Origin of the sequence: Leclercia sp. W6 (genome assembly GCF_003336345.1) — a bacterium.
GTDB lineage: Bacteria > Pseudomonadota > Gammaproteobacteria > Enterobacterales > Enterobacteriaceae > Enterobacter.
Genome location: NZ_CP031104.1, coordinates 243,426 through 256,364, shown reverse-complemented (window position 1 = coordinate 256,364; position 12,939 = coordinate 243,426). Strand labels below are relative to the sequence as shown.

10 protein-coding genes, 2 tRNA genes and 1 pseudogene are annotated in these 12,939 nt (G+C 54.1%); 7 read left to right on the top strand and 6 right to left on the bottom strand.

Translation table 11 applies throughout. The annotated features are described in order from the left end of the window. The first annotated feature begins 1 nt into the window (after window position 1). Complete coding sequence (locus DVA43_RS01325) at window positions 2-739, top strand: LytTR family DNA-binding domain-containing protein (RefSeq protein ID WP_114314331.1); 738 nt, start codon at window positions 2-4, stop codon at window positions 737-739. A gap of 41 nt (window positions 740-780) precedes the next feature. On the opposite strand, the gene glk is transcribed toward DVA43_RS01325, so the two are convergent. Then, window positions 781-1,746, bottom strand: a complete 966-nt coding sequence (glk, locus tag DVA43_RS01320) for a glucokinase (RefSeq protein WP_103180613.1) — start codon at window positions 1,744-1,746, stop codon at window positions 781-783. A 204-nt stretch (window positions 1,747-1,950) separates the two neighbouring features. Between glk and DVA43_RS01315 the strand changes: the two genes are divergently transcribed. Next, window positions 1,951-3,186, top strand: a complete 1,236-nt coding sequence (locus tag DVA43_RS01315; protein WP_114314330.1) for an ion channel protein — start codon at window positions 1,951-1,953, stop codon at window positions 3,184-3,186. Here DVA43_RS01315 and ipdC read toward each other — a convergent pair whose 3' ends face one another. Further along, complete coding sequence (gene ipdC, locus DVA43_RS01310) at window positions 3,187-4,842, bottom strand: indolepyruvate decarboxylase (RefSeq protein WP_114314329.1); 1,656 nt, start codon at window positions 4,840-4,842, stop codon at window positions 3,187-3,189. A gap of 184 nt (window positions 4,843-5,026) precedes the next feature. On the opposite strand from ipdC, the gene mgrA reads away from it, so the two are divergent. Together mgrA and ypeC are read left to right on the top strand one after the other, a co-directional pair. Next, the gene (mgrA, locus tag DVA43_RS01305) at window positions 5,027-6,025 is read left to right on the top strand and encodes an L-glyceraldehyde 3-phosphate reductase (protein ID WP_114314328.1); all 999 of its coding nucleotides are present in this window, start codon (window positions 5,027-5,029) and stop codon (window positions 6,023-6,025) included. 126 nt (window positions 6,026-6,151) lie between these two features. Further along, on the top strand, window positions 6,152-6,502 hold the full coding sequence (gene ypeC, locus DVA43_RS01300; protein WP_103824691.1) for a DUF2502 domain-containing protein YpeC: 351 nt from the start codon (window positions 6,152-6,154) through the stop codon (window positions 6,500-6,502). Window positions 6,503-6,531: 29 nt separating this feature from the next. On the opposite strand, the gene DVA43_RS01295 is transcribed toward ypeC, so the two are convergent. Then, window positions 6,532-7,773, bottom strand: a complete 1,242-nt coding sequence (locus DVA43_RS01295) for an Nramp family divalent metal transporter (protein ID WP_114314327.1) — start codon at window positions 7,771-7,773, stop codon at window positions 6,532-6,534. Between the two features lie 342 nt (window positions 7,774-8,115). Here DVA43_RS01295 and DVA43_RS01290 point away from each other — a divergent pair, with 342 nt between their 5' ends. Beyond that, on the top strand, window positions 8,116-9,303 hold the full coding sequence (locus DVA43_RS01290; protein WP_103180623.1) for a NupC/NupG family nucleoside CNT transporter: 1,188 nt from the start codon (window positions 8,116-8,118) through the stop codon (window positions 9,301-9,303). A 53-nt stretch (window positions 9,304-9,356) separates the two neighbouring features. On the opposite strand, the pseudogene DVA43_RS01285 reads toward DVA43_RS01290, so the two are convergent. The 3 genes and pseudogenes from DVA43_RS01285 to DVA43_RS01275 form a co-directional block, all read right to left on the bottom strand. After that, window positions 9,357-11,538 (bottom strand): annotated as a pseudogene (locus tag DVA43_RS01285) (EAL domain-containing protein). Between the two features lie 207 nt (window positions 11,539-11,745). Further along, window positions 11,746-11,821 (bottom strand) — tRNA-Ala (locus tag DVA43_RS01280). A gap of 41 nt (window positions 11,822-11,862) precedes the next feature. Next, window positions 11,863-11,938, bottom strand: a tRNA-Ala gene (locus DVA43_RS01275). A gap of 220 nt (window positions 11,939-12,158) precedes the next feature. Here DVA43_RS01275 and DVA43_RS01270 point away from each other — a divergent pair. Then, window positions 12,159-12,518, top strand: a complete 360-nt coding sequence (locus DVA43_RS01270) for a YfeC-like transcriptional regulator (protein WP_114314326.1) — start codon at window positions 12,159-12,161, stop codon at window positions 12,516-12,518. A gap of 1 nt (window position 12,519) precedes the next feature. Further along, window positions 12,520-12,915 (top strand): YfeC-like transcriptional regulator, encoded by a 396-nt coding sequence (locus DVA43_RS01265; RefSeq protein WP_114314325.1) that lies wholly within the window; start codon window positions 12,520-12,522, stop codon window positions 12,913-12,915. Window positions 12,916-12,939 lie beyond the last annotated feature (24 nt).

Genomic DNA, 12,939 nt, shown 5'->3' with positions numbered 1-12,939 from the left:
CATGAAAGTCATCATTGTGGAAGATGAAATACTCGCTCAACAGGAGCTGAGCTGGCTGATTAAAGAACACAGCCAGATGGAGATCGTCGGCACCTTTGAAGATGGTCTGGACGTGCTGAAATTTCTGCAGCAGAACCGGGTTGACGCCATATTTCTGGATATCAATATTCCCTCTCTGGACGGCGTATTGCTGGCGCAAAACATCAGCCAGTTTGCCAGTAAGCCGTTTATTGTCTTTGTCACCGCGTGGAAAGAGCATGCGGTGGAGGCTTTTGAGCTGGAAGCGTTCGACTATATTCTGAAGCCGTACCAGGAGTCGCGGATTGTCAGCATGCTGCAGAAGCTGGAACACGCCTGGCACCAGCAGTCCGGCGCGGAACAGGTCGCGGCCTCACCGGTCATGCGTGAAAATGACACCATCAATTTGATCAAGGATGAACGCATCATCGTGACGCCGATGAACGATATCTATTATGCCGAAGCGCATGAGAAGATGACCTTCGTCTACACCCGCCGCGAGTCGTTCGTCATGCCGATGAACATCACCGAATTTTGCAGCAAGCTGCCAGCGAGCCATTTCTTCCGTTGCCATCGCTCGTTTTGCGTCAATCTGAACAAGATCCGCGAGATCGAACCCTGGTTCAACAACACCTACATTTTGCGGCTGAAGGATCTCGATTTTCAGGTGCCGGTGAGTCGCAGCAAGGTGAAAGAGTTTCGCCAGCTGATGCACCTGTGAAGGGAATGCCCCGGTGAACAGACGTCACCGGGGAGAAGCCATTACAGTACCTGGCCCAGAGTCTGACGCAGATGCGCGCCAGAGCCCAGCAGACCCGGATTGTCATGCACAATCAGGTACACCGGAATATCCCGGACATAATCGCGGAAGCGACCCTTGTCTTCGAACCCGCCGCGGAAACCGGACGATTTAAAGAAGTCGAGGAAGCGCGGTACGATCCCGCCCGCGATATAGACCCCACCAAAGGTGCTCAGGTTCAGCGCCAGGTTGCCGCCAAAACGCCCCATGATGACGCAGAAGAGCGAGAGCGCACGACGGCAGTCGGTGCAGCTATCTTCCAGCGCGCGTTCGGTCACATCTTTCGGCTGCAGATTTTCCGGCAGACGGCCATCGGATTTCACGATCGCCCGGTAAAGGTTCACCAGGCCCGGACCTGAGAGCACCCGCTCCGCCGAGACGTGGCCGATCTCCGCGCGCAGCTCTTCGAGGATGATACCCTCTTCTTCGCTGTTTGGCGCGAAATCGACATGTCCGCCTTCACCCGGCAGGCTGATCCAGCGCTTGTCGACGTGTACCAGATGGGAAACCCCCAGGCCGGTGCCAGCGCCGTAGACGGCAATGGGCTTACCTTCAACCGGCTCGGTGCCGCCGAACTGGATCAGATGCTCCGGCTTTAACATCGGGATCGCCATCGACACCGCGGTAAAGTCGTTAATAATTTCCAGATGGGCAAAGCCGAGGTTGGCCTTCATTTCGGCGACAGAGAATGCCCAGGTGTGGTTGGTCATCGCCACCCAGTCACCGGTAATCGGGCAGGCAATGGCGATACAGCCATCCTCAACGCTGACATCATGCTCCGTCAGATAGACACGAACCACCGCTTCCAGGCTGGGATAATCCAACCCGGAATAGGTTTTGGCGCGGGAGATTTCGCCGGTGTTGACGTCACATAACGCCAGACGCGCGTTAGTCCCCCCTACATCACCTACCAAAGCATACTTTGTCATTCTTCTACTGCTCCGCTAAAGTCAAAATAACTGTTTGGCACACTCTAAATTCAAGGCCCGTGAACAACAACGACCTGAATAAAAGCACCCCAGGATTATCGATCTTCATCACAGAATAACTTTACCGTTTCAGCACCATTTGCACTATTGCCATAAGGCTGAACGTGCAAAGTACAGACAGCTCTTTTTAACAAGGAAATCATCATGCTCCATCCGCGAGCCAGAACGATGCTGCTGCTGGCCCCTCCTGCGCTGATTATTGGCGTTGCATCCAGCCTGATCCTGATTGTGATCATGAAGGTCGCCTCCGTGCTGCAATCGATTTTGTGGGCCTCATTACCGGCTTCCCTCGGCCTTAACGCAAGCTCGCCGGTATGGGTTATTTTAATCCTGACGCTTACCGGTATCGCTGTAGGACTGGTGATACGCTACAGCCCGGGACATGCCGGGCCAGATCCGGCCGTAGAGCCGCTAATTGGCGCGCCGGTAGATGCCGCTGCCCTGCCCGGGTTGATTATCGCCCTGATTATTGGTCTGGCGGGCGGCGTCAGCCTTGGGCCTGAGCATCCGGTGATGGCGGTAAACATCGCCCTGGCCGTCGCCATAGGAGCGCGGGCGTTCCCCCGGGTGAACGCCCTCGACTGGACCATTCTCGCCTCTGCCGGCACCATCGGGGCGCTGTTCGGCACGCCTGTTGCGGCGGCGCTGATTTTTTCCCAGACCCTGAGCGGCAATCCGGAGATCCCGCTCTGGGATCGTCTGTTCGCCCCGCTCTTATCCGCCGCCGCCGGAGCCCTGACCACCAGCCTCTTTTTTCATCCTCACTTCTCGCTGCCCGTTGCTCACTACAGCCAGATGCAGATGGTCGATATTTTTAGCGGCGCGATTGTCGCCGCCATCGCTATCGCGCTGGGGATGGTGGCGGTCTGGTGTCTGCCACGCCTGCACCGTCTGATGCATCGTCTGAAGCACCCGGTCCTTATTCTTGGCGCTGGCGGATTTATTCTGGGGATCCTTGGGGCAATCGGAGGCAACATCACCCTGTTTAAGGGGCTGGATGAGATGCAGCAGATGGCCTTCAGTCAGATCTTCAGCGTGTCAGATTATCTGCTCTTTGCGCTGATAAAACTGGCGGCACTGGTGGTGGCTGCGGCGTGCGGTTTTCGCGGCGGGCGCATTTTCCCGGCGGTGTTCGTCGGCGCGGCGCTGGGGTTGATGCTGCATGAACATGTAGAGGCTGTTCCCTTGGCGATCACCATCTCCTGTTCGATTATGGGGCTGGTGCTGGTTGTCACCCGGGATGCGTGGCTAAGCCTGTTTATGGCGGCAGTGGTGGTGCCGGACACCACCCTGCTGCCGCTGCTCTGTATCGTGATGCTGCCCGCCTGGCTGTTGCTGGCGGGCAGACCGATGATGGCAGCCTGGAACGATGAGAAGTAATCAGGCGCTTTTACGTGCTTCCAGCGCCTGGATAATGCCGCTCAGCAGCGGCGGAACGTCGGCTTTCGGCAACATCACCTCAATTAACGACAGCCGTTGTGGATGCGCGACTCTCTCCAGCACCTCTTCCAGCTGCACCGTCTCGCTCACCCGCCAGCACTCGGCCTGACAATCCAGGCTGAGCGCCTGCGGGATCTGCGTCCAGTTCCACAGCGCTATGTCGTTATAGCGCTGGTTCGGGCCATGAATAGCGCGCTCCACCGTATACCCTTCGTTATTCAGAACCATGATCACCGGGCGCTGCTTGTCCCGCAGCATGGAGCCCAGCTCCTGGATAGTGAGCTGCGCCGCACCGTCGCCGGTAATGGCAATCACGCGACGATCCGGGCAGGCGGTCTGCGCACCGTAGGCGGCGGCCAGAGTGTAGCCAATCGATCCCCAGATCGGCTGCACGATAAAATTGACCTCATCCGGCAGACGCAGCGCGCCAGCACCAAAGGCCGAGGTTCCCTGGTCGGCGAGAATAATGTCTCCCGGACGAATATAGGTTTGCAGCGTTTTCCAGAAGCTGTCCTGCGTCAGCGAGCCGGGATGAACCGCATGCAGCTGTCTCGCCGGGCGGGGCGTATTCCCGGTTTGGGCATACTGATGGCAGAGACTGGAGAGCACCTCAATGGCCTGGATCATGGGGATCCCGGTGTACCAGACATCGCCAATGCGCGAGGCGTGGGGCTGAACGTCAATGGTCTGCTGATGGGTAAGTTTGTGGGTGAAGCCCGCGGTAAGCGTATCGGTAAAACGCGTACCCACGCAGATGACGGTATCGGCGCCTTCAATGGCCTCGTTAACCTCGGCTGCGCTGGCGGAGCCGCTGTAGGTGCCGGCAAAACCGGGTTTGCGCTCGTCAAAAATCCCTTTCCCCATCAGCATGGTGGCGTGGGCGATGGGCGTTTGGTCCACCCAACGTTGCAGCTGATTTTTCAGGCCATAACGCAGGACCAGAAAGTCGGCCAGTAGCGCGGTGCGATCGCTTGCGGCCAGCCTTTTTTCTGCCGCCTGGCGGAAGGCGTCAAGACGGAAACTGTCGCTCTCATAAAGACGGTCCATGAGCGCGCTGACAGGCGGCGTGGCTGGTTTTTTTGCCACATCGGCAGGCAGCATAATATAGCCCGGACGGCGCTCCCGGAGCATCTGGGTCAGGACCCGGTCGATTTCATAGCAGGCGTTTTGTTCAGTCAGGAGCGCCTGGGCGACGGTAACGGGCTCACTCATCTTATAAAAGTGACGAAACTCGCCGTCACCGAGCGTATGGTGCAGCAGCTCCCCTTTTTTCTGCGAGGCGCTGCCCGGGGCACCCACGATATGCAGAACCGGCACATGCTCGGCGAAACTACCCGCGATACCGTTCATGGCGCTGAGCTCGCCCACCCCGAACGTTGTCAGCAGCGCAGCAAACCCTTTGCAGCGCGCATATCCATCGGCGGCATAGGCCGCATTTAATTCGTTGGCACAACCTACCCAGCCAATATCCGGGCTGGCGATAACGTGATCGAGAAACTGCAGATTGTAGTCGCCCGGCACGCCAAACAGATGATCGGCACCACAATCTGTTAGACGGTCCAGCAGGTAATCGGCGACGGTGTAGGGGGTTTGCATGACAGTTATCCTTATAATGTTGACTTCAATTTGAGTATTGAAGAAGCGTGATAGCTGTCCAGGAATGGCGATAAACTGCCCATGGAAATAATGCTTTACGTATTTTCGCAAGGTAATCTGCCTGCCAGACGTTTAGTGTAAACGTATACACTGAATGACATTCTGACGCAGAGGGGCAAGTCTCATGGTTTATCAGGCGAATCAAAACCGTTACCAGTCAATGAATTATCAACGATGCGGGCAAAGTGGTCTCAAGCTCCCTGCCATCTCCCTGGGGCTGTGGCATAACTTTGGCGACGCCACGTTGATCGAAAACAGCCGTCAACTTTTACATCGTGCCTTCGATGTGGGGATTACGCACTTCGACCTTGCCAATAACTACGGTCCACCGCCGGGTTCCGCAGAGCGTAACTTTGGACGGATTTTGCAGGAAGATTTCAGCGCCTGGCGCGATGAACTCATCATCTCAACCAAGGCGGGCTATACCATGTGGGAGGGCCTTTACGGCGACTGGGGCTCGCGTAAGTATCTGATTGCCAGCCTCGATCAGAGCCTGAAGCGGATGGGCCTGGAGTATGTCGATATTTTCTATCATCACCGTCCGGACCCGGAAACGCCGTTGAAAGAGACGATGAAAGCGTTAGACCATGTCGTGCGTCAGGGCAAGGCACTGTACGTTGGGCTATCCAATTATCCGGCAGAGCTGGCTCGCCAGGCCATTGAGATCCTCGATGATTTAGGCACGCCCTGCCTTATCCATCAGCCGAAATACTCGATGTTTGAACGCACCCCGGAAGCGGGCTTACTGGATGTACTGAAGGATAGAGGGGTAGGCTGCATTGCCTTCTCGCCGCTCGCCGGGGGGCAGTTGACTGACCGCTATCTGAACGGTATTCCGGCAGATTCCCGCGCCGCCAGCGGGAGCCGGTTCCTCAATCCGGATCAGCTCACCGAAGAGAAACTGGCGAAAGTGCGTCAGCTTAACGCCCTGGCGGAACGCCGCAACCAGAAGCTGTCGCAGATGGCGCTGGCCTGGGTGTTACACCAGGAGGCCGTCACTTCGGTGCTGATTGGCGCCAGCAAAACGGCGCAAATTGATGATGCCGTGGGAACGCTGGCGAACCGCCACTTCACGCCTGAGGAGCTGAACGAAATCGACGCGATTCTGAACAGTGTAAATTAAAAGCACTTTTAGCAAAAAGTGCTACGCCTTCTGAATTAGGAGTTAAAGCGATTATCCGGGACTTTACCGCCCCTTAATATTGCTTTAACAAGCCGATTACGGCTCCGATCGTGAAGGAGAATAACCATGTTCAGGTCTCTGATTCTGGCAGCAGTATTACTGGCTTCAGCCCCGCTGGTCGCTAATGCTGGCGAAATCACCCTGTTGCCATCCATAAAATTACAAATTGGCGATCGTGATAATTACGGTAACTACTGGGACGGCGGCGGCTGGCGTGACCGCGACTACTGGCGCCGTCATTATGAATGGCGCGGCAACCGCTGGCACAGACATGATAACGGCTACCACCGTGGCTGGGATAAACGTAAAGCCTATGAGCGCGGCTATCGCGCAGGCTGGAGCGATCGTGACGATCATCGAGGCCCACGAGGCCGCGGTCACGGGCATGGTCACGGCGGACACGGTCACCGTCACTGATACGAAAAAGGCGCCTCCCGGCGCCTTTTTTACAATCCCAATGCGGTCCCGATTAGTAACCACAGATTCAGCGCCACCACCAGCACGACGATCGCCCACCCCGTCCGTTTCACCGTCTTACTGTTAACCAGATCGCCCATCAGCTTCTTGTCGCTGGTAAAGACCAGCAGCGGCACCAGCGCCAGTGCAATACCAAAACTGAGCAGGACCTGGCTCATCACCAGAATGCGGGTCGGATCCAGTCCCATCAGGATCACCACAAACGACGGCAGCATCGTGATCGAACGGCGCACCCATAAAGGAATGTGGAAGCGCACGAATCCCTGCATGACCACTTGCCCTGCCAGCGTCCCTACAACGGTGGAAGAGAGACCCGCCGCCACCAGGCTCAGGCCAAAGATAGTTGCCGCCGCGTGACTCAGCAGCGGTTCCAGCGTCAGGTACGCCTGATCCAGATCGGCGACGCCGGTATGGCCGTTGAAATGGAATGCCGCTGCGGCGGTCGCCATCATCGCCAGGTTAACAAACCCGGCAATGGTCATGGCGATGGCAACGTCCCATTTCGTCGCGGAGTAGCGCTCCTGCCGTGAACCGCCATGCAGATTCTGGGTCAGCGAGGAGTGCAGATAGATCACGTGCGGCATAATGGTCGCGCCCAGTACCCCAGCCGCAAGGAACACCGCTTCGGTGGTCGGCAGGCTCGGGATCGCCATCCCTTTACCCAACTGCACCAGATCAGGCTGAGAGAAGATGAGCTCAACAATGTAGGCTGCCGCCACAAACAGCAGCAGGCCACCGATCACTTTCTCCAGCGGTTTTTGCCCGCGTCGTTGCAGCATCAGAATAAGGAAGGTGGCGATACCGGTTAATACCGCGCCCTGCAACAGCGACACGCCGAGGATCAGCTTAAAGCCAATCGCCGCGCCGATAAATTCTGCCAGGTCGGTCGCCATGGCAATAATCTCCGCCTGCACCCAGTAGAACCAGACCAGCGGACGCGGATAGTGGTCGCGGATCTGCTCCGCGAGATTTTTGCCGGTGGCAATGCCCAGTTTTGCTGACAGCACCTGGATCATCATCGCCATCAGGTTGGCCCAGACTACCACCCACAAAAGTTTATAGCCGAAGCTGGCTCCGGCCTGGATGTTGGTCGCAAAATTACCGGGATCGATATAGCCAATGGCGGCAATAAACGCAGGTCCCATTAATGCAAACCGCATTTTGCGTGCAGCCCTACCACTGCTACTCTCATCAACGCGACTGTTGCTCATTTTTGCCTCAGTAATATAGCCTTTGCTATGTTAAATGCTATCAAAATGCGAATGATTATCAAGTTCATTTAGAAGGATTATCGTGATTGCAGTGATAGCGAAGAACAATTAGCAGGCTGGAATGGTCTATCGATAGCGGGCAGAAGCACGCGCCTTTGTGAAGCGTAGCACACAAACTTAACTTTTAACTCATTTACATAACATAACGAAAATGTATCGTATGTCACTATTTTTGAGACTCGTCACAGGACTCAACGATAGTGTGGCTTTGATCTCGTTTTCTTTACGCTTGTTTCATAGAATGTGCAGCGAAATTAAACCTGCCTCATATTTGGAGCAAATATGGACCGCGTCCTACATTTTGTCCTGGCACTTGTTGTCGTTGCCGTGCTTGCGTTGCTGGTCAGCAGCGATCGCAAAAAGATCCGCATTCGCTATGTCATTCAGTTACTTGTTATTGAAGTATTGCTCGCCTGGTTCTTCCTGAACTCAGACGTGGGGCTGGGCTTTGTAAAAGGCTTCTCCGAGATGTTTGAAAAACTGCTCGGATTCGCCAATGAAGGGACCAACTTCGTGTTCGGTAAAATGAACGACGAAGGTCTGGCGTTCTTCTTCCTGAAAGTGTTGTGCCCAATCGTCTTTATCTCTGCCCTGATCGGTATCCTGCAGCACATCCGCATTCTGCCGATTGTCATCCGCGCTATTGGTACCGTGCTGTCTAAAGTGAACGGCATGGGCAAACTGGAATCTTTCAACGCCGTAAGTTCCCTGATCCTCGGTCAGTCTGAGAACTTTATCGCCTATAAAGATATCCTCAGCAAAATGTCCCGCAACCGCATGTACACCATGGCGGCAACGGCAATGTCTACCGTATCCATGTCTATCGTGGGCGCGTATATGACCATGCTTGAGCCTAAATACGTGGTGGCTGCACTGGTTCTGAACATGTTCAGCACCTTTATCGTTCTGTCACTGATCAACCCGTACCGCGTGGATGAAAGTGAAGAGAACCTACAGATGGCGAATCTGCACGAAGGTCAGAGCTTCTTCGAAATGCTGGGTGAATACATTCTGGCAGGCTTCAAAGTAGCGGTGATTGTTGCTGCGATGCTGATCGGCTTTATCGCCCTGATCTCCGCGCTGAACGCCCTGTTTGCTGCCGTACTGGGTATCTCCTTCCAGGGGATTCTGGGTTACATCTTCTACCCGGTAGCCTGGGTGATGGGTGTGCCAGCCAGCGAAGCGCTGCAGGTGGGCAGTATTATGGCGACCAAACTGGTTTCTAACGAATTCGTCGCGATGATGGATCTGCAGAAAATCGCCGGTAGCCTCTCCCCGCGCGCCGAAGGCATTCTCTCCGTCTTCCTGGTTTCTTTCGCTAACTTCTCTTCCATCGGTATCATCGCCGGTGCGATTAAAGGTCTGAACGAAGAGCAGGGTAACGTGGTTTCCCGCTTCGGTCTGAAACTGGTCTACGGTTCTACGCTGGTCAGCGTCCTGTCTGCGTCCATCGCTGCACTGGTACTGTAATCAGCATAAAAAAACCGGGGATAACGCCCCGGTTTTTTTTCGTCTGTCATTTGTCATTCAGTGAGCGGTTGCGGTTTGCCGACCAGATACCCCTGCAGATAATCCACTCCCGAGGCGAGCAACTTTTCCCGCTGCTCTTCCGTTTCGACAAACTCCGCCACCACACACAGCGATCGGGTCTTCGCCAGATTGCAGATGGATTTCACAATCATCGCATCCATGCTGTCGCTGCAAACATCCTTCACAAAGCAGCCGTCGATCTTGATGACATCCGCCTGCAGCCGCTTGAGCCGCTCGTAATTGGCGTACCCGGTACCAAAGTCGTCGATAGCAATTTTAAACCCGTACTGACGCAGCTGCTGAATGTTAGCGATACTCACTTCCGAATTGGAGAACGCCTGCTCTTCGGTCACCTCAATAATGACCGTTTGCGGCTTCACGCTGTAGCGCTCAAACAGTGCAATGATCTCTGACGCAACCTCTTTTTGCATCAGCGTCAGCGGCATCAGATTCACCGAGAAACGCGCGCAACACTCCTGTGAAGGGTGATTCTGCAACCATACCAGCAGCGCTTCAACCACGCTGATATCGAAGCGTCGGCTCAGGTTAAATTGCGCTACCAGCGGCAGAAACCTGTCGGGCGTAAGGATTTCACCCTCACTCTCCAGGCGCGAGAGAATTTCGTGATACCCCATGCCATCGGCTCTCTGGATGGGTTGTGCATACAGACGCAGTCCCCCCTCATCCAGCGCCCGTTTAATGCGGCTCAGCATCAGCACACGCTCTGTCGTCTGTCCCGAAACTGTCTCAAGGCTGTTGTTCAACGACAGAACCTGATTCGCCGAGCAGGCCTTTTCCGCCAGCCAGCTCAGCTGGCCCAGCGTGTGGTACAGGCTCTCGCCACCGCTAGACTCCACGCCGCCCCAGGCGCCGCCAAACTCAATATCCAGGCCGATATTGTTCCAGTAAATTTTGCGGCTGTTCAGGTGATCAATGATGTGTTGCAGGCGCGCTCCGGTTTCCGGGCCGCTGAGCACCACCACCAGCTCATTACCCGGGATCTGGAAAACCTGCTCATTGGCCATCAGCAATGGCTGTAACTGGCGAATAATGGTCCGTTTGCACTGCACACGCATCATCAGGCCGTAATGACGGCTCAGAAACTCCATGTTGTCCATGCGCAAACAGCACAGGGTGACATCCCTGTTGTCCTTCAGAAAGCATTCCAGCGCGCGCAGGTTACGTAGCCCGGTTAACGGATCGACCAGTGCCCTCTCCCGCCAGTCACGTTTGAGCCACTCACTGCGCTGATAAATGCGGGACATATAAGCCAGACAAATAGCGAAGGAGATGAGCACCGACAGCACAAACGCCAGAGAGTAGCCGTTCTGCACACCCTGCAAAAAATTGCTGTTATAGGTCAGCAGCAGCAAGGCGCTCAGCGCCCAGGGCGATAAAGTGATAGCGAAAGCGACTGACGCCTAAGGTGAATAAAATGAAGACAACCGGCACCAGGTAACCCGCAATAATATCGGAGGGAAAAGGAACACAGAGCAGTAAAAGGAAAGCAACAAGGCCGAGAAGTAATGAGGATGTGAATATTTGGTTGCGAAATGAAAACGAATCAGGAATATTCCGTCGCCAAAAAGCATGGGCATAATTCGGATTAATAATCATTCTTAAAGGATAATAGAACAGCATGGTAAAAATCAGAACGGCACAAATCAGGCTCTGAATATCCACTATATGATAGATTACCGAACCCCGGTCAGTGAAGTTCGCAAGGGTAACCGGAAAATCACATAAATAACCAGCCAGATACATCGAGATTTTTATTGATAGCGGAAGGATAAATCCCAGCCAGAAAATACGTGCGCCAATAAAGCGGCTGGGCACCTGGTAACGCCAGCGCGATCCGAGTTGCCATCGCAGTATTCCGCAGACCACTAGTGCACTAAATACCTGACAAAATAATAAGATAGCATCCTGCCCTGGCGTTAAATCTAAATTCCATGCGTTAATGATGGCAAAGCTGAGAACGATCGGAAGAATAGCCTGACGACCAAATAAAAATATCATCGCCAGCATGACGCTCAGCGGCATCCATGCCAGATAAACCTCAAAACCATCGATGACCGATTTCGGGGAAATAAGGCGAGAAAAAGGAATGACAATCAGGCATAACACCAGCGCGAGCAAGAAGCTCTTTATGTTAATATTAAATTTAATATTCATTAATTTTATTAAACAATTTACCTGGCGTTATTAAATTCACAATAATAATAATTTCTTTATGCAGGTGATTCAAGTTAGGGCTCAGGAAATAGCATTTCCTGTTCAGGAATAATCTCAAATAAGATTTATTTACAGAACAACAAGGGAGATAAAACGCTGTATTGCAGGCATAAAAAAACCCCCGCCGTCTGGCGAGGGTTTAAATTTTGGTGGAGCTAAGCGGGATCGAACCGCTGACCTCTTGCATGCCATGCAAGCGCTCTCCCAGCTGAGCTATAGCCCCACAGTATTCTTTACGCACCAGACTCTGTTGGGTTCAGAGTTTGGTGGAGCTAAGCGGGATCGAACCGCTGACCTCTTGCATGCCATGCAAGCGCTCTCCCAGCTGAGCTATAGCCCCATCGCGTAAAGCGTGTCGTGTTGACGGGCGGCATCATATGAATTCCATTGCTGAGTGTCAACGGCAAATTCTCACACTGTGGTTCAATCGCTGAAAATTCATGCAAATGAATCACATTGCGAGAGCGCTCGCAGCCATGAGTTAATCTTGTCACGTTTTCCAGTAAAACGATGTTATAAAATGAACCACTAATTAACCACACTCTTACTCAGGAAATTGCATGATCAAGGAACGAATGACGCCAGAAGAGTTAGCCCGACTCACTGGCTATAGCCGACAGACCATCAATAAGTGGGTACGGAAAGAGGGTTGGTCCACATCGCCAAAACCCGGCGTTCAGGGCGGCAAAGCGCGTCTGGTCCATGTGAATGAGAAAGTTCGGGAGTTTATTCGCAACGCACGTAGAGTCCCGGATATGGCCGTATCGCCGGACATGCACCCCGATAACTCGCTACAGGCCTTGTTAATTACGCTGGCCAACGAAATGACACCATCAGAGCAGAAACAACTCACCTCTTTATTACTCCGGGAAGGGATTGCCGGTTTGTTGCAACGTTTAGGGATCCGCGATCAGAACTGATATGAAAAGATTACGTAGTAAAATGACCACCGAGGAGCTTGCCGAGACGCTGGGGGTCGCCAGGCAAACCATCAACCGCTGGGTGCGCAATAATGGCTGGAAAACGGAAGGCATTAATGGGGTAAAAGGCGGTCGAGCACGCCTGATCTATATTGATGCGCAGGTGCACGAGCACATCATGAACATCCCTGCCATTCGTAAACGACAGGCGCTCTACCAGTTGGCAGAGAACGGGGCAAGCTACGGTGAGGCTAAACCCGCTGCCGTGCTACCTGGGATCATCAATGCGCTGGAGAATATGACTTCAGCGGAACAAAAGCGGCTGGAAACGTTGCTTACCCGGGAAGGGATACAGGGTTTTCTCGTGCGGCTGAACATTCATCAGCCAGAGGAATAAAAAACGGCAGGGAGACCTGCCGTT